At 57.6% G+C, this 23436-nt stretch carries 18 protein-coding genes; 7 read left to right on the top strand and 11 right to left on the bottom strand.

What is annotated here, in order from left to right:
- Positions 1 to 20 precede the first annotated feature (20 nt).
- Positions 21 to 941 carry a DUF5996 family protein gene (locus GGR28_RS15165; protein WP_183496668.1) on the bottom strand — a complete coding sequence of 307 codons (921 nt, stop codon included), beginning with the start codon at positions 939 to 941 and terminating at the stop codon, positions 21 to 23.
- Between the two features lie 330 nt (positions 942 to 1271).
- Between GGR28_RS15165 and GGR28_RS15160 the strand changes: the two genes are divergently transcribed.
- On the top strand, positions 1272 to 1970 hold the full coding sequence (locus GGR28_RS15160; RefSeq protein WP_183496667.1) for a DUF6503 family protein: 699 nt from the start codon (positions 1272 to 1274) through the stop codon (positions 1968 to 1970).
- Positions 1971 to 2094: 124 nt separating this feature from the next.
- On the opposite strand, the gene GGR28_RS15155 is transcribed toward GGR28_RS15160, so the two are convergent.
- Positions 2095 to 2325 (bottom strand): hypothetical protein, encoded by a 231-nt coding sequence (locus tag GGR28_RS15155; RefSeq protein WP_183496666.1) that lies wholly within the window; start codon positions 2323 to 2325, stop codon positions 2095 to 2097.
- Positions 2318 to 2812: a DUF6932 family protein gene (locus tag GGR28_RS15150; protein ID WP_183496665.1), complete on the bottom strand. Its 495-nt coding sequence runs from the start codon at positions 2810 to 2812 to the stop codon at positions 2318 to 2320. Before GGR28_RS15150 ends, GGR28_RS15155 begins: the two co-directional genes overlap by 8 nt.
- Before the next feature lie 954 nt (positions 2813 to 3766).
- Here GGR28_RS15150 and GGR28_RS15145 point away from each other — a divergent pair.
- The 3 genes from GGR28_RS15145 to GGR28_RS19510 all read left to right on the top strand — a co-directional run bounded on the left by GGR28_RS15145 (position 3767) and on the right by GGR28_RS19510 (position 6599).
- Positions 3767 to 6064 (top strand): GH92 family glycosyl hydrolase, encoded by a 2298-nt coding sequence (locus GGR28_RS15145; protein ID WP_221233912.1) that lies wholly within the window; start codon positions 3767 to 3769, stop codon positions 6062 to 6064.
- 237 nt (positions 6065 to 6301) lie between these two features.
- The gene (locus GGR28_RS19515) at positions 6302 to 6535 is read left to right on the top strand and encodes a YDG/SRA domain-containing protein (RefSeq protein ID WP_221233911.1); all 234 of its coding nucleotides are present in this window, start codon (positions 6302 to 6304) and stop codon (positions 6533 to 6535) included.
- Positions 6513 to 6599: an HNH endonuclease gene (locus tag GGR28_RS19510; RefSeq protein ID WP_406603762.1), complete on the top strand. Its 87-nt coding sequence runs from the start codon at positions 6513 to 6515 to the stop codon at positions 6597 to 6599. Before GGR28_RS19515 ends, GGR28_RS19510 begins: the two co-directional genes overlap by 23 nt.
- Positions 6600 to 6815: 216 nt before the next feature.
- Here the strand turns inward: GGR28_RS19510 and GGR28_RS15135 are convergent, their stop codons facing one another.
- The gene (locus GGR28_RS15135) at positions 6816 to 10403 is read right to left on the bottom strand and encodes an SNF2-related protein (protein ID WP_183496663.1); all 3588 of its coding nucleotides are present in this window, start codon (positions 10401 to 10403) and stop codon (positions 6816 to 6818) included.
- Positions 10404 to 10635: 232 nt separating this feature from the next.
- Positions 10636 to 12312 (bottom strand): hypothetical protein, encoded by a 1677-nt coding sequence (locus tag GGR28_RS15130; protein ID WP_183496662.1) that lies wholly within the window; start codon positions 12310 to 12312, stop codon positions 10636 to 10638.
- A 235-nt stretch (positions 12313 to 12547) separates the two neighbouring features.
- Here GGR28_RS15130 and treS point away from each other — a divergent pair, with 235 nt between their 5' ends.
- Positions 12548 to 15832, top strand: coding sequence for a maltose alpha-D-glucosyltransferase (treS, locus tag GGR28_RS15125; protein WP_183496661.1), 3285 nt, complete (start codon positions 12548 to 12550; stop codon positions 15830 to 15832).
- On the opposite strand, the gene GGR28_RS15120 is transcribed toward treS, so the two are convergent.
- Genes GGR28_RS15120 through GGR28_RS15110 form a run of 3 tightly spaced genes read right to left on the bottom strand, consistent with a single transcriptional unit; the run spans position 15821 to position 17778 of the window.
- The gene (locus GGR28_RS15120) at positions 15821 to 16489 is read right to left on the bottom strand and encodes a TIGR04283 family arsenosugar biosynthesis glycosyltransferase (protein WP_183496660.1); all 669 of its coding nucleotides are present in this window, start codon (positions 16487 to 16489) and stop codon (positions 15821 to 15823) included. The two genes, treS and GGR28_RS15120, sit on opposite strands and share 12 nt — an antisense overlap.
- Positions 16404 to 16730 (bottom strand): hypothetical protein, encoded by a 327-nt coding sequence (locus GGR28_RS15115; RefSeq protein ID WP_183496659.1) that lies wholly within the window; start codon positions 16728 to 16730, stop codon positions 16404 to 16406. Before GGR28_RS15115 ends, GGR28_RS15120 begins: the two co-directional genes overlap by 86 nt.
- Before the next feature lie 16 nt (positions 16731 to 16746).
- Positions 16747 to 17778, bottom strand: coding sequence for an aldose epimerase family protein (locus GGR28_RS15110; RefSeq protein WP_183496658.1), 1032 nt, complete (start codon positions 17776 to 17778; stop codon positions 16747 to 16749).
- Between the two features lie 442 nt (positions 17779 to 18220).
- Between GGR28_RS15110 and GGR28_RS15105 the strand changes: the two genes are divergently transcribed.
- A complete protein-coding gene (locus GGR28_RS15105) occupies positions 18221 to 19075 on the top strand; it encodes a manganese catalase family protein (protein ID WP_183496657.1) in 855 nt (284 codons plus the stop codon).
- A gap of 78 nt (positions 19076 to 19153) precedes the next feature.
- On the opposite strand, the gene GGR28_RS15100 is transcribed toward GGR28_RS15105, so the two are convergent.
- Both GGR28_RS15100 and GGR28_RS15095 read right to left on the bottom strand, forming a co-directional pair.
- Positions 19154 to 19744 carry a hypothetical protein gene (locus GGR28_RS15100; protein ID WP_183496656.1) on the bottom strand — a complete coding sequence of 197 codons (591 nt, stop codon included), beginning with the start codon at positions 19742 to 19744 and terminating at the stop codon, positions 19154 to 19156.
- Between the two features lie 601 nt (positions 19745 to 20345).
- Positions 20346 to 20837, bottom strand: coding sequence for a hypothetical protein (locus GGR28_RS15095; protein WP_183496655.1), 492 nt, complete (start codon positions 20835 to 20837; stop codon positions 20346 to 20348).
- A gap of 307 nt (positions 20838 to 21144) precedes the next feature.
- Here GGR28_RS15095 and GGR28_RS15090 point away from each other — a divergent pair, with 307 nt between their 5' ends.
- On the top strand, positions 21145 to 21828 hold the full coding sequence (locus GGR28_RS15090) for a hypothetical protein (protein WP_183496654.1): 684 nt from the start codon (positions 21145 to 21147) through the stop codon (positions 21826 to 21828).
- Positions 21829 to 22000: 172 nt separating this feature from the next.
- On the opposite strand, the gene GGR28_RS15085 is transcribed toward GGR28_RS15090, so the two are convergent.
- Positions 22001 to 22657 (bottom strand): 3-keto-disaccharide hydrolase, encoded by a 657-nt coding sequence (locus GGR28_RS15085; protein ID WP_183496653.1) that lies wholly within the window; start codon positions 22655 to 22657, stop codon positions 22001 to 22003.
- Between the last annotated feature and the right edge of the window lie 779 nt (positions 22658 to 23436).

Raw genomic sequence — 23436 nt, 5'->3', positions numbered from 1 at the left:
ATATTTACCAGAAATTTGAGTTATGTCCTACCCTCAAAACTCTCATACTTCAACTTCTCCAGCTCCCAATTCGCGCGCCGCGCCCCGGCCGTGTAGGCGCTTTCCAGGAAATCGAGCAGGTCCTGTCTGGGGTTCGGTGAGCCGACCAGCGCGGTCCAGGGCAGGAAGGCCATCGGACTGCCGTTGCTGTCTACCCAGTCCGCCCCGGCGGGCAGCAGGGGTTCGTCGGTGATGCCCTCCGGCAGGGGGTAGGTGTAGGAATAGAAGGCGGCTTCCCTGACCTTGTCGTCGCCCGGCCAGAAGCCGAAACTGATCACCTCGTGGCTGTAGGAATCCCGCTCCACCGCGCTCGCCGAGGGCGGCATGGGGGGTGCCAGTTTGCCGGAGAAGCGGGTGATCACCAGGTCGAAGTGGTGCCAGTAGATGTGGGCCGGACAGGTCTTCCCGTAAAACCTTCCGGCAAACTCCTTCAGTACGCCATCCACCCACAGCAGGGCGCGCCAAAACTTGGTGACGGCTTCGGGTTCGTAGTCGGCTACGTCCGTGAGCTCCGCGAAGGGGCGATCGGTCTCCAGGTCGTAGGGTCTGGCGAGGATGGGGGTGGCGGCGTCGATCTTTTCGAGCAGGCCGTTGAGCTGGTGGTAAAACTTCGCTACGCTCAGTCCGCGCTCCAGCGGAAAGCCGACTTCTTCCCCCCTACTGGTCACGACTTCACAGCGATGGCCGATCAGGTCCAGCCGTATCTCAAACTGGTTGCCGATCTCGTCGAGGGGCATTCCCCGGGTACTCACGCCGCGGGGGTCAACGTACAGCGTCAGGTTCCACCAGTGGTTGCGCACGGGCATGCGGGCTTTGCGCACCTTTCCGATAATTTGCAGGAAGTGGTGAAGGGTCCGCTTCGCGGGTTCCCAGGGCGGCAGGGGCAGGGGGGAGATCTTCATAGGGCGGGCGCGCGGGTGCTAGGTAAATTAGGAAAAAGCGGGCTATTTTGGGTCATTAACTTTAAGTCTGCACGCCGAGCACTTTAGTTTTTCCCTGCGGGGCATTTACCACTACCAGTGACCCTTCAACCAGTGGCAGGCGCGTATATCCGGAACCGCGATAGCCGCGGTGGATAACTAAGGTTGAGGCCCTCCGGGCCGACCCTGCACTGCCCGCTTTTCAGGGTCGCCCTAGAAGGGCTCAACCTGATCTATACCCGTAACTTAGCCGGCACCCGCACCCCGTTAGCTAGGGGAACCGTCCGGGTATTCACTCCAGACCGTCCTCCTATGTCCACCCTCCTCCCGTGTTACCTCATTATTCTGCTGCTGTTCGGGTGCCAGTCCGGTGACGGGGCTTCCGACGGCCCGCCCACAACCGCCAGTGAAGTGCTGGATCGCGCCATCGCCCACCACGATCCCGGAAATAACTGGTCGACCTTTGACGCGGCCTTCCTGCTCAACAGCGATACCATCGTGATCGACCTGCCGGAACGGTACTTCGCCCAGGCCGGGGGAGGGAAGTACTTCGTGGCCGACCGGGACGTGTGTCGCTCTACCGATCTGGGGGACGTATCGCCGCCCCTGGCCTCCGACAGCTGCGCCAATGTGGTCCGCAAACGCGACTACCACACCTACCTCAACGGGCTTCCCATGAAGCTGCGCGACCCCGGCACCCCGCTGGAGGACGACTTCGTCACGACCGAATTTCACGGTACGGAGTACCTCCGCCTGCGGGTCAACTACCCCAAGTCCGGCGGCACCGTGGAGACCTGGGAATTTTTCTTCGACCCCGCCACCTACGCTCTCGGTGCCTATCAATTCTACCGCTCCGACAACCCCCAGGGGGGCGAATACCTCCTGCTCGACGGGGAGATCGAGATCGGGGGAGTGCGCATGGTAGAAACGAAGGAGTGGTACCTGCGCGAAAATGATAAGCTGCTGGGTAGGGATGTTGTTGGGGGGGAGGTAGTGGGGGTTAGGTATTGAGCCGGGAGCAACTTGCTGTCTCTATCGTTGACCTGCTCTTCCCGGAGCGTTGTGACCTCGTAAGCAAAGGTCGCTAGTCGGGTGGAGGTAAACGATTAGTGGATTGCCTCCGATCTGAAATACGCTACGCTGCTTCGTTACTGACGATTTTTAGCTTGTGGGGATGAAGGAACTGGTTCAACCGAGCCGTATATTCCTCTCTTCTTTTGACATACTGATCCTTTTGCAAACCCTGAGAATCGTACTGTTGGTGTGTTGCTATGATATCATCGAGTTTGATGATTTCCTCAATCAGTTCCCCAATTTGCTGGGCTCTGTTCTCAATTTCTTCGAAGTAGTTTTCGTAATTATTCATAGCTAAACTTATTATGATTGATCTCTATAAATCCGCGCGCGTGTTTTCTGCCTCTCCGATCATTTTTGGTCGTTGAAAACTGGTGAACCCAGTAGGTGAAATCGGATCGGTAAAGGGGGTAGTCGGGTGCGCCTTTACTGCGAGTGCCCAGATAGCAGCAATCTATCCCCCTGATTTTCCACTGCGATTGACTTAGTTCGGCATTAATTCTGGTTTCATTCTTCAAGATAACTTCTTGCGGACAAAGTATCAACACGTCGATGTCCTGCGGATTTACTTTCTGGGTAGTAAAACTTCCGCCAACCCACTGGGTGAATTGATCCGTGATCGCATGGCTAAAGTGATGGGTGAATTCTTGGAAGTTGTCGAAAAGCCTCCGACGGGTTATACTGTGCGGTACCGACTTCACGAATATCTGTTCAAACGCTGATAGTGAAGCCTGAATCCTATCAGGTGGAGTAATCAATCCCATGTGGTCAAAATCCATGATCGAAAAATAGCTATTGAAGGGTGATTAGCTCTCCGTTCAGCAACAATTTATATGCGGGAAATATTCTACCGATGCGCCTAACCCAAGGCGCCTTAATTTCATTTTGTCTGAGAATTTAGTATCAGTCTTGCACTACCTTATCGTATTCCGAGTTTGAATGAGGGTAAAGGCCGGTGCTGGTATAATTGGATGAACTCGAATAACACGATCAAATTTCTGCTGTCTTTGCTGTTACTTGGTTGCGGAGTCAATCGAAGTCTGAATAGTGGTAACAGTACCGAGTATCCATTTTTGATGGGTAGGAATGCTGTCAATATAGTAACGATTGATGTCTTTAGCCCCATATCCTACAACCTGTACTTTAATGATTTAGGGAAGCTTCATTCAGTTGTGTTCATCACTCATTGTTATGGTCGTCAGCGCCCGCCAATTACACGGGATGTTTCCTTTAAAAGGTGCAGGTAAAACTTTTACTCTCCCAATCCTCGAGGAATGTTCCACTTATGTCGCATATGATTGTTCTGGATTTGATGGAAGCTATTTGTGGATCTAGTACGATAATTCCCAAATACGGAAGTATTGGAATCCAGGGTTGCAAAAAAAATACTGTTGTGGGGTATTTTTACCTAAAATTGCTTAATTCACTTAATGAAGCGGTTGGTAGTGAAAGCTTAAAAGACGATTCTTTGTCAAGCCTACCGCCCGGCCGTTACTGGAACTTGGCGAAGGAGTTATTGAGATATAAACCTGTCCGATAAACGGCACCATTAATCCAGGCCGGGCACTACATCGCTTCTACTTTGCTAGGTTGAGGCCCTCCGGGCCGACCCTGCGCTGCCCGCTTTTCAGGGTCGCCCTAGAAGGGCTCATCCTCTGATGAATTCAACCCACCATCCTGACTCCCCACAACCCACCAAAAATTCCGTTCTTCCGGTTCAAATACGCCACACCGTGAACCGAACGTCGCTACCGATTTACCTGATCCTGTTCATTTTTTTGGGGGGCATGCTGCACGCCCAGACCCGCCAGCCCGTCGACTACGTCAATCCGCTCATTGATACCCACAAGTCGCGGTGGTTCTACTTTTCCTCGGCGAGCCGGCCGTTCGGGATGGTGAACCTCAGCCCCGACACCAACGTGAAGGGCAGTTGGGAATCGGGCTACCTCTACGACAGCACGACGGTGCGCTGCTTCAGCCACGTCCACGCCTGGCAAATGTCGGGCGTGCCGGTGATGCCCACGACCGGGGAGATGCGCGGCCACCTCGGTATGGACGCGACCCAGAGCCCCTTCTCCCACGATACGGAGGAGGTCGCCCCCGGCTACCACAAGCTGCACCTGGATCGCTACGACGTCGATGTGGAGCTCACCTCCACCACCCGCGTCGGCCTGCACAAGTATCGCTTCAACGACAACCGGGAGCGTCACCTCATTTTTGATACCGGTGCCTTCCTGGCGCACGATTCGACGGATTACTCCATGGTCCGCCGCGTGTCGCCCACTGAGCTGGAGGGTTACGTGATCATGGGCCGGACCCACCGCCGCCCGAAGCCCGTCAAGCTGTACTTCTACGCCCAGACGAGCGCGGCAGCCACTGACTTCGGGGGCTGGCGCAAGGGAGCGGTGGAAACCCTGACGACGGACAGCATCGCCGGAAAGGACGTCGGAGCCTACCTCACCTTCGATCCCGGCCTGCGCGACCTCCAGCTCAAAGTCGCCCTCTCCTACACCTCTCCGGCCAACGCCCGCGCCAATATGGCCGCCGAACTGGACCACTGGGATTTCGCAAGGGTTCGGCGGGAATCGCGGGAGCAGTGGAACGACATGTTGAGCAGAATAGAAGTGGTAGGCGGCACGGAAGAACGGCACGTAAAATTCTACACCGACCTCTGGCACGCACTGCTGGGCCGGCGAATCGTCAGTGACGTGGACGGCTCTTACCTCGACAACACTGGACCTGCGCCCCGCGCCCGAAAAGCAAGCAACGGCTTTCCCCACTACAACTTCGACGCCTGGTGGGGCAGTCACTGGTCGCTCAACCAACTCTGGTCGCTCGCTTACCCGGAGATCATGGACGGCTTCTGCAACACCATGGTAGATATGTACAAGAACGGCGGACTCATCCCCCGCGGTCCCTCCGGCGGCAACTACACCTACGTGATGATCGGCGACCCGGCGGTATCCTTCTTCGCCGCCGCCCTGAATAAGGGAATCGATAGCTACGACGTGAAGGCCGCCTACGAAGGGCTACGCAAGAACGCATTTGTCGGGGGAATCCGCGACCACGCCGGCTACGAACACCGTACGCCGGCCTTCGGGGGCGGGATGCAGTACTACGAGGAACGCGGCTACGTGCCGGAGGGCATCCCGGGTCCCGGCGGCCACCGGGACGGCGCGAGCATGACCCTCGAATACGCCTACCAGGATTGGTGCCTCGCCCAGATCGCCCAATTGCTGGGCAAGGAGGACGACTACACCTTCTTCATGGAACGCTCCCAAAACTACCGCAACATCTGGAACCCTGCCACCGGCTTCATGCACCCCCGCGAGATGGACGGCAGCTGGATTGAAGACTTTGCTCCCGTCGTGGAAGATTTCAACGCCCGCGGCTTCTGCGAGGCCAATTCAGCGATCTACACCCACTACGTCCCCCACGACATTCCCGGACTAATGGACCTCTTCGGCGGCCGCGAAAACTACCTCGACTCCCTCAACGGCTCTTTCGAAAAGGCCCAGGCCGACTGGCTGAAGGCGGCGGATAAGGTCCACGCCGCCAACTGGGTCGACTACGGCAACCAGCCCGGTACCGGCATGGCCCACCTGTTCAACCTTGCCGGGGCGCCCCACCTCAGTCAGAAATGGGTCCGCGAAATCAAAAACGCCTACGGAGAAACCACCCCCCACGGCGGCTACCACGGCGACGAGGATCAGGGACAAATGGGTGCCCTCGGTGTCCTCATGGCCATCGGACTCTTCAGTGTCGACGGCAGCGCTGCTGCGGAGCCCACCTACGAGATCACCACGCCGGTATTTAAGGAGGTGACGGTACACCTAGACAGCAGCTACTATCCCGCCGAGCGCTTCACCATCCGCGTAGAGGGCGAGCCGGAGACGGAGCTGTACATTCAGTCTACCGAGCTTGACGGGGAGGAGTGGGAGAGTGTCCGCTTGCCTTTCGAGCGGGTCATGCGTGGTGGGGAACTCTTAATCCGGGTAGGGGAGGAGCCGGATTTTGACTGGGGACATTGAAATTTACAATTTACAATAGCTGAATTTACAATTTGAAATTTGCGTGGATGCTCCCTACGGTCGTACGATGCGGCCTCTGGCCGCGCTGGTGACGGCCGACTGTACGATGCGGTTTGCAACCGCGATGTCCGATGCAGCCTCCGGCTGCGCTGGTTGATATTGTATCGCAAAAGTAAACTGAGCTAGTTGGCGATTGACTCATAAACCTGTCTGTTTCAACCCATACCGTGCTAACCAATGAGTAAAAGACTATTCGGAGCTATACCAGGCATCATTGAAGGTCAAACATTTGAAAACAGAGTTGAGCTTTCACTTTCCCTTGTCCACCGACCGAGGCAGGCCGGGATTTCAGGATCACAGGCTGAAGGAGCGGATTCGATTGTTTTAAGTGGAGGGTACGAAGATGATCTTGACCTTGAAACTGTAATCGTTTATACCGGCCACGGAGGTGCCTTTAGGAGCTCCCCATAATGGACCAGAAGATTTATCCAACCTACTTTGTTTGTGTCCAAACTACCACGTCAAATTTGACTAGGCAGGATTTGCGGTTTTAGATAATTTTGACCTGATTGGGGAACCAGGAAAATTACATGTTCATACGGCACACCGGATAGACAAATCATTTTTTGAATATCATCGGGAGTATCGATACGAAGAAGAATGGTAGGATGCAGTGACAACTGCAATCATAGCGCGCAGCCGGAGGCTGCATCGTCCTTTCGCCCCGATAACTATCGGGGGAGACCGCGTTCTACCCCAGCCGCACCAGCTCCCCGATCTCCCGGTTCGTCATCTTGCCGAGGCTCTTTTCACCTTCGACTACGCTGAGGTCGGCTACCTCTTGTTTAGACTGGATGAGCTGGTCGATCTTCTCCTCGAAGGTGCGCTCGGTGACGAGGCGGTGTACGAAGACCGTCCGCTGCTGGCCGATGCGGTAGGCGCGGTCGGTGGCCTGGGCTTCGACGGCGGGGTTCCACCAGAGGTCGTAGTGGATGACGTGGTTGGCGGCGGTGAGGTTGAGGCCCGTCCCGCCAGCCTTGATGCTGATGAGGAGCAAGGGGCAGTCGGTGTCGGTCTGAAACCGCTCGACCATTCCGTCGCGGTCCTTGGTCGCAGTGCCGCCGTGGAGGAAGGGGGTATCGAGGCCGAAACTGTCGCGGATCATCTGCTGTAGGAGTTCACCCATTTCCCGGTACTGGGTGAAGATGATGGCCTTGTCGTTGTTCTCGAGGATACCGGTGAGCCGCTCGTGTAGCAGCAGGCCCTTGCCGCTGCGGGTGAAATCGGCGGCACCCTGCTTCAGGAACTGGGCCGGGTGATTGCAACACTGCTTGAGGGCGGTGATGAGTTTTAGGATGAGCCCCTGGCGACCGATGCCGTCTTCCGATTCCCTGACCAGCCGCATGTTTTCCTCCAGAATGCTCTGGTACAGGGCCGTTTGCTCGGCGGTGAGGGCGCAGTATTCGGTCTGGACTACCTTGTCGGGCAGGTCGCTGATGATGCTTTTGTCGGTCTTCAGGCGGCGCAGGACGAAGGGGGCCGTCAACTTCTGAAAGCGGGCCGCGGCCCGTTGGTCGTGCTCACCCTGGATGGGCCGGCCATAGTGCTCGTTGAAGTGCTTGCGGGAGCCGAGAAATTTGGGGAGGGTAAAATCGAGCAAGCTCCAGTAATCGAGTAGGCGGTTTTCCACCGGGGTGCCGCTCATGGCAATGCGTACCGGGGCCTTTAGTTTCTTCACGGCGCGGGTCTGTTTCGCCATGGGATTCTTAATGTTCTGTGCCTCATCGATGACCAGCACCCGCCAGGCGAGTTTTCCCAGGGTCGTTTCTTCGGTGCGGGCAATGCCGTAGGTCGTGAGCAACACCTCATAATCGTCCGTCTCCGGCAGCTTGCGCTGACTTCCGTGGTAGACTTGGGCGCGAAGCGCAGGAGCAAAGCGTACCATCTCCCGGTGCCAGTTCCCGAGCAGACTGGTAGGTACTACGATGATCGCCTTTTCTCGGTTCAGCAGACCCTCTTCGGCGTACTTCAGCAGTAGGGTGATGACCTGCAGGGTTTTGCCCAGGCCCATATCGTCGGCAAGAACGGAGCCAAAGCCGAGCCCGGCATTGGTGTGCAACCAGGCGTAGCCGCGCGACTGGTAGGGGCGCAGGGTGGCCTGCAGGCCGGCGGGCGGGGCGGGAGCCGGACCGTTTCTCAAGCCGTCGATCAACTTCCGCAGTTCCGGGCCGATCCGCACGGGTGCCCCATCGTATTCTTCGGTAAATAGAGCCTCCAGCCGTTCGTGGGGTTTGAGGGCGGGTTCTCCCGCATCGAGGGCTTTGAGCAAGCGGGCGACTTCGGCTTCGTCGAGCAGAACGTAGTTTTCCTTAAACTTCACGAGACCGTTCGCCGTACCTACGAGCTTTCTAAATTCGGCCTCCGTAATGAGTTCATCACCCAGGGCGGCCTGCCAACTGAAGGATAAGATGTTGTCGAGTGAGATGATTCCGGATAGCTCGAAGACTTCGGTGCCCGGTTTGGTCTGCGCGCTGAGTCCCAGTGCCGGACGCAGCAGTTTACGCAGCGCACCGGGCAGCAGCACCCGCACGCCCAGAGCCTCCATGCTCGGCAGTACGGCGGTAAGCACGGGGGCGAATTTAGCGACCGTAAAGCGCATGGGCGAGTTGCCGTTTCCGGCCAGGTAAACGTGCAGTTCCGGGAAGTGGCCGGAGAGGAATGAGAGGGTTTTGATGATCGTTAGCCGATCGTGTCGTTCGGCTCCCGGAAGCCATTCCGCCAGCGGGACCGGCGGTTGCTTCCCGGCTGCTTCCCGGTCGTCGATCAGCACTTCTACGGTCAGGCCGTCCGTGCCCTCTTCCACCTTTACGATGGGGCGAAAGCGCCGATCCGCCAGGTACAACTGTCCCAGCCAGCGGTGAATGGCCGCGCCGAATCCCTCCGTTCCGACCAGCGTGAATCGTTCTGCCGGACCGAGGAGGAAGAGTCGCCGCGCCGGGGTGTCGCCCGTCAGCTTTTCCGTCGCCCGCCGAATGATGCAGCCCATCAGGGTAGCGAGCAACTGTTCTCCCTCGCGATCGGCACGAAACTCGAGGAAGGTACCCTCCGGGTCTACATAGTACAGCAGGGTAGGGGCGGTGAGCCGGTAAAACTTATCCAGTATGTCCCGCGCGGTATCGTCGGCGGTAGCGGGCACGTACTGCACCAGGTAAGCACCTTCTGAGCCCACCAAAAGGCGCGGCACGAACGATTTACGTTGGACCAGCGTCCGCGCCAATTGAAAGCCGAGCAGCAGGCTGCGGGCCTCCTTGTTGAGTTGGTGGCGTTCCAGCTGCTCGACCTGCAGTAGCCAGTCGAGTAGGCCCGCTTCGGTACGGATTTCCAGGAGTGGCTCGTCCTCGTCGTTGTAGGCGGCAAAGGTGGTCGGCTGTAAATCGGCGTTCAGGTGCAGTTCGAGCTGACCGCCGGGGGGAAGTAATTCACCGGCCTTGCCGCTTTTGCTATCGTCCCGCAGCCAGAGCCGGTCGGCGAACCGGGCGGAAGTCGTAAAGATTTTTTCCACGTAAGAGGGGAAGTCGCCCGCCGAATCGAAGGCCGGATCGGTCGGCAGTCTCCGCACCGCCTGCCACCCGCCGTCGGTGATGCCGCCGAAGTCGATGCTCGTTGCGAGTTCTTCGTCCCACTGAAAGGGCGGGATGCCGGCAACCGGTTGCAGCAAGTCCGCGAGTAGCGGGGGCGCGTCGGATTCGAGTATGGCTTCATCCTGGGTACCGACCAGTTCCGCGCGGAGGTCCAGGCCGCGCATTCGGAACAACTCGAAGGGGTCGTTGTCGATCGCTCCGGCCATGACGTAAATGACGGCGGCCATGTGTTTGCAGGGGACGGCCCAGTCGGGACAGCTGCACTTAGCCCGCAGCTCCGCGAAGGTGTCCGGGAAGATGGTCATTCCCCGGTCCTTCAGCAGCTGCATGATTTCTTCGGGGAGCGCGCCGGTCAGCAATTGGCCGAGCAGGGCGGGATTCTTGCGGATCTCCTCGACGATGATCTTTCCTTCCTGCGGTTGCCAGGGCTGCCAGTCGAAGGTGACCGCATACGGCCGCGGCATACTGCCCTGTACGGCCGCGGTGATGCGGCCCGGAGCCGGCTGCTTCATCTCTTCGACCAGCCCCTTGTTCGCGTAGGTTTGCCCGCGGCTCAGGCGGCCGGAATAGTCGAGTCGCTGCAGGGCGGAGAGAAATTCCTTGCCCCACCAGCTGGTGCCGTACTTGCGCCGGTAGCTGCCGGTTTTGGCCTGGGGGGCGGGGCGGTGCGACCATCCCCAGTAGTCGTTGCGTGGCATGGGATAAAGGTATGGATATGGTGGCGGGACTTTAAGGTTGAGGCTTTTCAAGCCGACCCTGTGATTGCGCGCGTGGTCGGTGGACATTGCCCCCGATAGCTATTGGTGTCGCTGCCGGAGGCAGCGTCGGACATCGCTGCCGGAGGCAGCTTTGTACTTTCGCCCCGATAGCTATCGGGGGAGGCAGCATTGTACTTTCGCCCCGATAGCTATCGGGGGAGGCAGCATTGTACTAGTTGGGGCAGGCGGCGATGCGGGCCCGGAGGGTTTCGGCGGCCGTGCGTGCGTCGGAGAGGCTGGTGAAGCGCCACTGCATTTCTTCGGTGAAGGCGGGCTCGTTGTCCTTGTATACGTTGATGATCTTTTCGCGGGAGAGGGTAGGGATGGTGAGGCTTAGCTTGCCGCCCTTGACCTCGATGTCGATCTTGGCGGCGTCGAGGTCGTAGAGGTTGAATTCGTAGAGGGTCTCGCTGGTTTTCCGGCCGGATTCGGTGAGCAGGAAGCTCCACTGGCAGTCGCCCTGGGCATCGCTCTGTAGGGACAGTTCCTGGGTGAAGGATTCCTCGTCCGGTGTCTCCAGGGCGGACTGGAGCCAAGGCATGTCCTGAGCGACTACGGGCAGCTCCCGTGCGTGCTCGATGATGAAGGGCAGAAGTGTGCGGACCTTGCGGGAATCCTCCAAGGAGCGGACCGGGAAGGCAACTTCATCGTCGTACCCCTTCATCTCGTCGTCTTCCCAGTACTGGACGTAATCGGCTCCCCGGGTGGTGGTGGCAACTACGGCCAGTTCTCCGCGGCGGGTATTCAGCGTCAGCTTTGCCGGATCGAGGTCGGCGAAGGCGAACAGGTGCCTGGATGTTTTTACTTCCGACTTGCCGAGGTCGGTGCGGGACGTCTCCAGAGTTGCCAGGGGTTCGGCGGCCAGGGTGGCCTCGATCTCGGCGTCGGGGGTGACGGTGCCCGTGACCAGTTCCGCCAGTTGGGTAAGTGCGCCGGCGAGTTCCGTGGGCTGGGGCATGCGGGCGTCGCGGGATTCCTGGGCCAGGGGCAGGGCGGCGGCAAGCGACTGCATGAGCCGCCGCGCCTCATCGAGTCCGCTGACGGGTAGGTCTAGTCCATCGGTGTACTGTAGCGACCCTTCCCCGTCGCTTTCCTCGATGAGGTCTTCCCGCCCGATGGCTGCTAGCTGTACGCTGACGTCGCCCCGGCTCACCTTCACTTCCACCGTATTTCTTGCGACATCGGCCAGGCTGAAGTGGTACTGCGTCGTTTCCTCCTTATCCGGATCGGTAACCGTGAGGGTAACCACATCGCTGAGCTGAGCGTCGGGTTCCCACTGTACGTCGATCGTGGTGGCTTCCCGCTCGAACGGGCGGACGGCTTCGTGCATCCACTGCTGCAGGTCGGTAAGGTTATCTCCCGGGGTGAAGTCGGCTTCCCAGGCGGTTTCGGCCAGGGGGATGGCTTCCCGGAAGTGATCGCGGAGGGTCTTGGCACGGTCGATTTCCGGCGACCATAGGTTGACTTCCGATTCGTAATCGACGGAGCCGTCCTCCTCGGTCACGCGGATAAAGGGTTGCCGATTGCGGGTTTTCAGTACGACCCGTTGCTGGTCGCGCTCGTCTTCGTAGTTCACGAGGCGCGGGTCCAGGTCCGCCAGGTTAAGGGAATACGTCAACGTTTCCGCCCTGTCGTTTTTCTGATTAATGGTGGTAATTGCGAGGGTGACCTCCCACGGGCGATCTGGCGTGAAGGTGAGTTCCTGTTCGTAGCGGTACCGGTCGGTCTCCACCGTTTCCAGGGCGTCTTCGACCTGGTGGAGGGCGTCGGGCAGGGAACCGTTCTGGGCCTGTACGAAGGTGACGGGCAAGCAGAGAAACAGGAGGATAAGGGGGTTGAAGCAAGGCATAAGGTGTGTTTAAGGGTGTTGTTCGGTGCTGTAAATTCGGTCAGCTACCCCATACTGCGCAACCATCGGTCCGGTGTAATTCGGGGCCGGGGCCGGTTATTTGGTGCCCCGTAGTGCACGCTTGCCGCCTTCATTGCTCCCGCGCCCCCGCAACATTTTCCTTCGCCTTCCTCCAACGCACAAAACTACCTACCTTCCGTTCTGTAACCCGTACCCGGAAATTGCTATCCCCTCTATGACAACTACCTACCGCCGCGAACCCCTCTGGTATAAAGATGCCATCATCTACGAATTGAACATCAAGGGTTTTTTTGATGCCAACGGCGACGGCATCGGAGATTTTGCCGGCCTGGAACAGAAGCTGGACTACCTCGAAGAACTCGGCGTAACCGCCATCTGGACACTGCCCTTCTACCCGAGCCCGCTGCGCGACGATGGCTACGATATTTCGGACTACTACAACGTAAGTCCGCCCTACGGCAACCTGGAAGACTTCAAGCGCTTCCTCGATGCCGCCCACGCCCGCGGCCTGCAGGTCATTACGGAGCTGGTCATCAACCACACCTCCGACCAGCACGAGTGGTTCCAGCGCGCCCGCCGCGCGCCTAAGGGAAGCCCCGAACGCGACTACTACGTCTGGAGCGATACCGACGAAAAGTACCCCGACGTACGGATCATTTTTACCGATACCGAGACGAGCAACTGGAGCTGGGACCCCGTCGCCAAGCAGTACTACTGGCACCGCTTCTTCCACCACCAGCCCGACCTGAACTACGACAGCCCCGACGTACAGCGGGAAATCTTCAAGGTGCTCGACTACTGGATGAGCATGGGCATCGACGGATTCCGCCTCGACGCCATCCCCTACCTCTTCGAACGCGAGGGCACCAACGGGGAGAACCTGCCGGAGACCCACGTCTTCCTGAAGAAACTGCGCAAGCACGTCGACGACAATTACGACAACGTGCTCTTCCTGGCCGAGGCCAATATGTGGCCCGAGGAAAGCGCCAGCTACTTCGGCGACGGCGACGAGTGCCACATGAACTACCACTTCCCGCTCATGCCCCGCATGTACATGAGCATCAAGATGGAGGACCGTCACCCGATCACCGACATCTTCGACCAGACGCCCGAAATCCCGGAAAACTGCCAGTGGGCCACCTTCCTGCGCAATCACGACGAGCTGACCCTGGAAATGGTGACCGACGAGGAGCGCGACTTCATGTACAACGTCTACGCCAGCGACCGCACCGCCCGCATCAACCTGGGCATCCGCCGCCGCCTGGCCCCCCTCATGGACAACGACCGCGGCAAGATCGAACTGCTCAACGTGCTGTTGATGTCGCTGCCCGGCACCCCCGTGCTCTACTACGGCGACGAGATCGGCATGGGCGACAACTACTACCTGGGCGACCGCGACGGCGTGCGCACTCCCATGCAGTGGAACAACAACGAAAACGCCGGCTTCTCGGAGGCCAATCCCCACAGCCTCTACCTGCCCGTGATCCGCGATACGGAATACAGCTACCGCTGGGTGAACGTCCGCCGCCAGCAGCAGAACCCCAACAGCCTGCTCAACTGGACCAAAAAGCTGCTCGCCAAGCGCAAGTCGTTCAAGGTCTTCGGCCGCGGTAAGATTCACTGGCTCAAGCCCGACAACGGGCGCATCCTGGCCTTCGTGCGGGAGTTCGAGGATGAGCACGTGGTGGTCATCGTAAACCTGAGCCGCCATCCCCAGGCCGTGAAGCTCGACCTGAGCGAGTACGAGGGCAGCCGGGTGCGGGAGGCCTTCGGGCGGACTTACTTCAACGACATCGGCCGTGATTTATACCAGGTCACCCTGGCGGGGCACGGCTATTACTGGCTGGAGGTGGAAACGGTCGTCAGTCAGAACGTCGATACCCGCGAGCTCGGCCGGCCGACCCTGCGCATCGACCAGCTCAAGAATTTCTTCAACAAGAGCAACCTGCGTGCCCTGGAGCAAACGGTGCTCCCCAACTACCTCCGTTCGGTACAGTGGACGGGTGCCCGCGCCAGCCAGCTCGACCAGGTCAAGATCTACGACTACCGGATGCAGGCCACCAGCGAGCGCCACTTTGGCTGGATGTTGCTGGAAGTGACCTTCCTGGAGGGACTGCCGGAACTGCTGCAGCTCCCCCTGGCCTTTCACAACTACCACGAGGACGTGGACTACTCGACCCGCGAGGAAGTGATCGCCATCATCGACAACGGCGACCGCAAAGTGGTACTCATCGATGCCCTTTACGACGAGGACTATCGCCGCGGACTCATCAGCGGCCTTAAGGAGTACGGGACGATGAAGGACTTCCGGTTCCTGGCGCAGGAAAGCATGGCCGCCGCCCCCCGGCAGGACGCGAACCTGGTCCACTCCGGTACCGAGTACATGATGCTACAGAGCCGCGACTACAACATCAAGTACTACCGCCGCGTGGACGGCAACGACGTCCCCGACCTGGAAGTGAAGCAGATGCTGAATCGCCGCGGCTACAGCTCGGCACCCAAGGTGCTCGGTACCCTCCACTTCACCCCCACCCAGCGGCTCAACGCCACCCTCGCCATTTTCGAGGAGCGGGAGCCCAACGAGGGGAATGCCTGGGAGTACGTGCTCAATAACCTGCGCCGGTTCTCCGAAACCATCATGAATCGCCTGCAGTCCGACAAGCACGCCCAGGAAGCCCAGCCCAATGAGGTGCAGGTGACCGACACCATCGTGTACAAGGACATGCCGGAGGTCATCCAGGATATTCTGGGCCCCAGCTTCGTGATCAAGCTCGCCGAACTCGGTCGCGCCACGGCCGCCTACCACACCGTACTTGCCGACGTGAACGAAAGTGGGTTCACCCCCGAGCCCCTTTCCCTCCACTACCAGCGCAGCGTATACGCCGGACTGAAGGGAGACGTACGCAGCACCATCGACCTGATCCACCGCATCAATGGCGAACTGGAGGGAGAGACCCGCGAACTCGCCGACCAATTCATTGCCGGCGAAAACCGGCTGCACAAAAAGCTGAAGCGCATTTACGCCCATAAGATCGAATCCGACAAGATTCGCATCCACGGCGATTTTACCCTCGAGCAACTGGTGATCAGCGACGACAAATTCCTGATCCAGAACTTCGACGGCGACCCCGACCGCAGCTACAGCCAGCGCCGCCTGCGCCGCAGCCCCGCCAAGGACATCGCCAACATGATGCGCAGCATCAGCTACGCCGCCGGACTGGTGTACGAAGAGGACCTGCCCGGACTCAGCCAGACCGCCAGAACCCAACTATCCGACTGGCTCCGCACCGCTAACCGCTACCTGTCGGCGGAATACCTGACCGCCTACCGCAAAGCAACCCCCGGCACCCGCCTGCTGCCCGCCGACGAGCGCGACCTGGAGGTACTGCTCGATACTTTCCGCATCGAGAAGGCCCTGCAGGAGCTGCGTTACGACCTCAATTACCGTCCGCACCAGGCCGCCGTGCCGCTACGGGGACTGCTGGAACTAATGAAGTAAGCGCGCGTAGATTGCCAGCAGCCGCTGCTGACCCACCCCCAGCCGGTAGAGAGTGTACAGCAGGGTATAGACCATTTGGGTGTACACGAATCCATTCCGCACGTACTTGCGCGGGGAGGTCGTGACGTGGCCGTCGAGGATGCGAAAATCCCCACAGTGTTGCCTTAGATTGCGTACCATGCGGTTGTCTTCCAGCAGGCGCCAGTCGGGGAATCCACCGACGGCAAGGAAGTCCGTGCGGCTGACCCACAGCGACTGGTCACCGAAGCGGAAGGCATCGACGTCGAAGCGGGTAAAGAAGGAATAGAGGCGCAGCCACGGCATGGTCTCCTGGCCGGCAAAGCGCAAACGGAAACAGCAGGGTACGCCCCGGCTTTCCCGTAAGCGGGTGCACCAGTCCGGCGGCGGCAGGGTATCGGCGTGCAGAAAATAGAGGCTTTCACCGTGGGCTACTTCGGCACCCGCATTCATTTGCTGGGCGCGTCCGCGGGTGCCGTGAATGATCCGTGCGCCGTGGCGGCGCGCAATGTCCTGGGTAGCATCCGTGCTGCCTCCATCTACTACGATGACCTCATAGGAAGCGGCTGGGGCTGCTTCGGTTAACCGGCGCAGCGTCGCGCCGAGGTGATCCGCTTCGTTGAGGGTGGGAATGATCACGGAGCACCAGGGTATCTTCTTCTTCACCGAATTTGGGCTCATTTTTACGCGTGTCATCCCCGGGCTCACTTTTTTCGTTGACGGGCAGGTAGTGGACGATGGCCGCTCCAACGCCGATCAGCAGCAGCCACCAGTCGATGATGCCGGTGTCGGTGCGGGTCAGGAGTACTTCGACGATCTTGGTCCCGAGCAGTAGCCCGAATGCGCCGTAAATGATGACGTGTTTGTGCTCACGGGTCATGCCATATCAGGGTTAGTTACTCAAAGCGGTAGACGGTGGTCGTGTTGTAGGTTTCACCGACTTTCAGCAGGGGGGAGACGAAATTTGCCCGGTTGGGGGAATCCGGGAAGTGTTGGGTTTCCAGACAGATGCCGGCGTGGCGGACCAGTGGCGCACCGCCCCGCGCGGAAAATTTACCGTCCGGGAAGTTCGTGGTAAAGAGCTGTACCCCGGGTTCGGAGGTGAAGCAGCGCAGTTTTCTGCCCGATTCCGGATCGGTGACCAGGGCGATCTCCCGCAGCGTTCCGTCGTATTCGTCGATTACGTAGTTGTGGTCGTACCCCCCGGCCAGCTGGATCTGCGGATCGTCGGCCCGAATATCTTTGCCCACCACCTTTTCCTCGCGGAAGTCGAAGGGAGTGCCGCCCACCGGCAGGATGTCGCCGGTCGGAATCAGAGAATCGGAGACCGGCGTATAGCTGCTGGCGTCGAGGCGCAGGGTGTGGCCGAGTACCGTTGCTTCGTTGCCGAGGTTAAAGTAGCTGTGGTTGGTGAGGTTGACTACGGTGGGCTTGTCCGTCGTAGCGGAATAGTGGATGCGCAGGGCGTCGTCGTTCGTCCACTCGTAGGTGCAAATAACATGGAGGTTGCCTGGGAAGCCCATGTCGCCGTCGGAACTCAGGAGAGACAGCTGCAGTACGGCCTCCGTATCGGTAGTGCTGCTTTCCGCCTCCCAGATCTTTGTGTTGAAGCCCTCCGGGCCGCCGTGCAGCTGGTGTTCGCCGTCGTTGGCCACCAGCTCGTAGGTAGTATCGTCGATCTTGAAGCTTGCCCCACCGATCCGGTTGGCGTAGCGGCCGATGACGGCGCCGTAGTTGGGTTGCTTGCCGAGGTAGCCTTCCAGTGTATCAAAGCCGATCACCATTTCCTTGCCGTCGATGCGGATGGATTGCACAACGCCGCCGTAGTTAAGGATGTGAACCGTATTGCCGCGATCGTTGGCGAGGGTGAAGCGCTGTACGGGGCCGGCGGGGGCGTCGCCCCAGGGGGCATTCTTTACGGTGGGCATATGGGAATAGCGGTGGTAACGAGTATGGGTAGGCCGGTAAATTTAGCCTCTGGCACCCGATCCGCGATCAGTATAGGAAAATTTTAACCCCGCGTTTCACTGTTGATCCGCGGAAGGGTTCCAGCCAGGTGCCGCCGGCTTCGGCGCAGCCGGAGAAAGCAAAGAGCAGTAGTAGGCCAAAAATTGGGGAAGGGAATATAAGGATTGGGTAAAGCAGCTTGGTGCTTAGACTGCGGGGGATGGGCAATCCTTCGCCGTGAGACCAAATTATTTAGCTATCCCATCTTGCACCGCACCTGCGTCCCCGCCCCTCCACGCAAAAGAACGATATGCGGTGAATTCGCTGAGGCGCGGCATTTATTTTTACATAGTATAGTGTACACGAAACACCTGCCGTAATTGTCGGCTTTCTGGGGAAACAATTACCCAAACCAATTACACCATGTTTTACCACGACGGAGGCAAACTCCAGTATCACGTTAAGGTCGATAAGCCTAATCCCGTATTCGCAAAGGCCCTGCAGCAGGCCATCGGTGGCATTCAGGGCGAAATTCGCGTCTGCCTGCAGTACATGTTCCAGGCCTGGGGGGCGCGCGGACCGAAGAAGTACCGCGACATGCTGCTCGAAACCGGCACCGAGGAAATGGGCCACATCGAAATGCTGGCCACGGCCGTAGCCCTGAACCTCGAGGGCGCCCCCCTGGAGCAGGAAAAGGCCGCCAACGATCCCATCATGCTGGCTACAATGGGCGGCATGAACGTACAGCACGCCATTTCAACCTGTATGGCCGCCATGCCCGTGGACGCCAGCGGAGTACCCTTTAACTGCAGTCACGTCTACGCCAGCGGGAACGTAGCCGCCGATATGCTCGCCAACGTAATGGCCGAGAGTACCGGCCGCATGCTTGCCGTGCAGCTCTACAAAATGACCGACGACAAGGGGATGAAGGACATGCTCAGCTTCCTCATTGCCCGCGATACCATGCACCAGAACCAGTTCCTCGCCGCCTGGGAGGAGCTCGGCGGGTCCGACAACCACCCCATCCCCAACAACTTCGACCAGAGCCTGGAGCCGGGGGGCTACAACTACACCTTCTACACCACCGGCAAGGACGACAGCGTCCCCCAACCCACCGGGCGCTGGTCATCGGGCACCAGCTTCGACGGCAAGGGAGAGTTCAAACAGGAAAAGATGGTTCCCGTCGGCGGTATTCCCGATCTGGGGATGGCGAGTCCGAAAGCCGCCGTCCAGAAGGGGCAGGAAGGCATGATCGATAAGCTGAAGGACAAGATCTAGCGGCCGGCTGTATGCAGGGGCGGGGACGCGGGCGCAATGTTTTTTTGGGAAAGAGCGGGGTATTGTTAAGCCGGCGCCCTACTGTTCAGTGTAGATGAACGTCATGGTTTGGTAGGTAAACACGTCCCCGTCGTCGGTCAGGCGATCTTCCAGGTCATCGATCACGCTGGGTTCGAACTGCCCGCCTTCGGATCCGCGGGTTCCGCCTTCGTCGGTCATCAGTCGGTAGTGGAAGGCGCTCTTTTCGATGCTGCCGTCGTCGACCATTACCAACGCATCATTCCGGTTGGGTATCCAACGAGGATCATTAGGAAGGTTAAAATCGACCGTAGCCGTGCGATTAGTTACCTGGTAGGGGAAGGGCGTAGCGAACTCACCCTTGCCGTATTCTACCATATTGTCCGAAACGAAGGCAATCCGGGTTCCGATAAAGCTGATGTCGTTGGCATCATTGTAAGCAAAATAACCACTGTATTTCGGCATCTCCTCCTCGTTGAGCGGCCGGATGGTGCCCCCGTCGTTGATTGCCCCGCGCACCGCTGATTTGGACGTTATCGCGGATACTTCGAAGGTTTTGCCTACGAACGGGTTTTCCTCTCCGTCATTGCCGCACCCGGAGGCGGTCAAACAGATAAGGATGGAAAAAAGAGCGGTTAAACGTGTAATCATATCGGTAGGTATAGGGGCGGAGGGGACACCGCTGCATTCAGCGTCCGTTTCTTTTTCTGAGTATGACGCATGGGCTGCCGTGAAATTGCTTTGGGTTGGAATTTAAGTGGGGGAATACACCATTCTGATCTCCGACTAATGCTAAGAAATGTTCCTAATAGCAAAGGGGGTATCGATCCGTTGCCTGTTTTGCCGCTCGGATGCAAAATGCGCTCCTGATAGTTATCAACAGGTAGTGACTCCCTTTTTACAAAAATTTATTTCTCACTCACCCTTCTTGCCTTCGGCCTCTTTCTATCTTCTTGCGGGAAAGAATAAATTGCCGCCCCAGAAGAAATTCAGGACGAGGACAACTGTCCCGAGTGCGAAACCACCAACTGGGACCTTAGAGCGTGTAGCTCCCGCAGACACTACCGCTTTCGCGGTCTCTGTGCCGGGAGGCGGAAGTACCAAATGGGCACTAACCAATGACGACGGCGAAACTGCCATTCTTGACAGTTGCTAAATACCAAAGATCACCCTCATAGCTCAGAAGGTCTGATCCGGAACCCTTGACGAAACCATTTTCGCCAAAAACTACTTCTGCGTATTATAGGCTCGGCTAGCTAACAGCGTAAGCTAGGTTCAGCCATAGCAGCACCAACTCCTTACCGGATAAGGCTTCTAAGGACTTCCCCAAGATTCGTTTGGATTTCTCCGCTAACTCTGAATAGCTAGTATTGGCCGTATCATTCATATAGGCTACCACGATAGACTTAACTAGGCTTACTGTCGTAAAGCAGCAAGCTACGCCGCAAGAGTCTTCATCACCCAGCACCTTAACATCTGATATGTAGCCGTTCTGAAATACAATGCCGATATCAGTGCCAATTTGTTTACCGTTCCACGAATCGGTAGCATACAGGGATAGAGTTGCAACCTGACCATCAGAGTATTCCTGCCATTGGTACTGCCCCCCTAAGTAATTGTTGGTCGGGTGAGCGGCTTGATACAGCGTTTCAGCGATGGATTCAAGAAAGCGAAGTTGTTTGGCGGACTGTGCGCACAAAGCGGTTCCGAAAGCGAAAAGAAGGAGAAAGATGATGGTCCTCATAGTCGTCTGTTTTTGCAGTGTTCAATACAATTAAATTACGGCCGACAGACATGCAATGCAAACGGTATTGGTTTGAATGGAGAAAATTAATTACATTCTATAATTTACAGTATCAAGTTTTATCGTTGTTTCTTCCGCTGACGGAAGTTTAGCGAGATTCGGGTAGTGGATGCTTATTTAGTTGCCAGGGTAGTATTGCGGTCCGCAACTCCTGATGAAAAGAGGGTGAATTTCAAGTGTTATGGTATTGGAAGTTTAGCTATCTGTTCTTATATTTGGTAACAACTCGCCCATCATTTCCCCTCCGATGAAACTAGCACTTTGCTCTCTGCCATTAGTCATACTCTTCTCCTGTAATTTTTTGCATTCACCAACTAATAAGCTGGACGCCTTAATGCTGGAGTCGTCACGGTTGAACCTTGAAATCAATCTATTAAAACAGGAAAGTGATTCTATTTACGCCAGCATCCTCGATGTGGTGCCGGACGCGCGAAAGAGCGATGCGCTCGTTGTTCTGGGTCAAAATAAAAATCAAATGGCGATCAGTCAGGACAGTTGGGGAGAGTGGGACGGCGTCATAACTTTTGGTGCAAGTATCATGAATTTATTTCAGGATCCAGAAATCTTGGAGGAGCTGGAGGAGCTGATGCGCGAGGATATGGATGCCCTGAAAGCTATCAAACTTCGTCATGATGAACTGGTGGTTCACCAGGATGAAGTAATCGTCGAATCGCTGGCGATCATCCAGGAACATCCCGATATTTTGGGTGAGGATGGAAACCGGGAATTTGTGCAGGCGGTACATACGCACTACACGGTACAGAGTTGGAACGAAAAGGGCGGTTTGAAGGGTGTTTTCTTAGATGCAATAGTGGATGAAATGTTCTCACCATCCGTGTCCGATGGCAGTATTTGCCCGGTATGTGGTCACCTACCTGCCCACGCGCGAATTTCCTGCCTTAAGTGTGGGGGCGACGGTTATCTTGACTAGTTTCCGTTTGCTCTGCTCGTGCCATATGGCACATCCTCCATATGCTGGCGCATGATAAGTAGTATGGACTTTTACCTTCCCCTGCCGGTTTACCTGCACCCGGTATCCTCAGCCGTATAGAGCTGCTCGAAAAGGGTGCTGAAACTTATGACCAACTGACTTGCGGGTCAACCTACTCCCCCAACGGCCTAACCATAATATCCTTAAAGTAAACCTTGCTATCCGGATCGTGCCCCTGTAGGGCAAACGTGCCGCTGGAAAGGACTTTGCCCTGCGCATCGGCCGGCCGTTCCGTATTGTCGGGTTCGGTGTATTCCACGATCGTTTTATCGTTTAGCTTCACCGTTACTTTCTTTCCCTGCACGATGATGTGTTGGGTGTACCATTCGTTGTCGGGTACGTGTACTTCCCGTACGTCGTCGTAGGCGTAGATGCTGCCCGTGCGCCGCCAGTCCGACTGCGAGTTGTTTACCTGCACTTCGTATCCCTGGTTTGGCCACCCTTCTTCCTGGTAGGCCGTATGAATGAAGATACCGGAGTTGGAGCCCGGAGTCGTCATCACCTGGGCCTTGAATTCGAAGTTCTTAAAGTCGTGGTCCATGACCGGGCCTACATAAAACAGGTGAGCCCGTGGTCCGTGGGCGACTATTCTACCGTCGTCGACCGTGAAGGTGGCCGGGTTCTCGCTGGCTTTCCAGCCGGTCAGGGATTCGCCGTCGAACAGGGAGATCCATCCGGCGTCGTCGTCGGCGGTGGCGGTCGTGGATTTCGTAGTGTTGCAGCCCGTAGCTACAAAAAGCAGAAGGCAGCAGAATACAAGGTGTCTCATTAGTATTAACGTTGGGTGCGATTGTAAGGAAGGGGTAAGAAGACCCACGGCACGAACCCTTTGTCGGTTCCGTAGGCTTCGAAAATTACACATTTTTGGTGACCCCAAGGATGAGGCTTTCTAAGCCGACCCTGCATTGCGGTCCACTTTTATACGTCAGGGTCGGCGCAGAGCGCCTCAACCTTTTGTGAGTCCTCGTGCGATGCCGCCCCTTAGACATCCCGTAGCTTTCGCAGAACTCGTCTTAACCCCGGTTTTCACTCATCATTCAGCGAGTCGATTCCCCTTTCCTTTAGCTTCGCCAGGCCCTCCCGCATCGCTTGCACCTGATCTTCCGGATGGCCCTCCCATACGGTAACTTCACCGACTACGCGCATTCGCTTTGTTTTCTCCGCCCCTAGTTCGAGTTGAACACAAGGCCAACCGCAAGGAAGTCGAAACGCAGTACCGTTTTCTCCGCCCCTAGTTCGAGTTGAACCCCGCTTCTATGTGATCCCCGAGTTGCAGGTCGGCTTTGGTGCCGTGGAAGTAGGTCTGGATAAAGGGGGTTGGACTTTTACTTTTCGCTGGGAAGGACTGGTCGTGTTGCATTTTACCTGATTTGGTGACGGTTTGGTGCCTAAAGAGCAACTCGGAGGAGCACGTTACAAAGTAGGTCTTATGCTCGATTGACAACGGGCAGCCCTTTTTATTCTACGAAGGCACCGCGCGGGCTTTCGGGTAACAAAACCAGCACTCCCCCCCCAGCCCCGGGTGACGCTGGGCGCGGTGTTCGGCGC

This window comes from Neolewinella aquimaris (assembly GCF_014197245.1).
In the GTDB taxonomy this organism is placed as follows: domain Bacteria; phylum Bacteroidota; class Bacteroidia; order Chitinophagales; family Saprospiraceae; genus Neolewinella; species Neolewinella aquimaris.
Note: the sequence above shows the minus strand (reverse complement) of the source record. Positions and strands in the feature narration are given on the sequence as shown.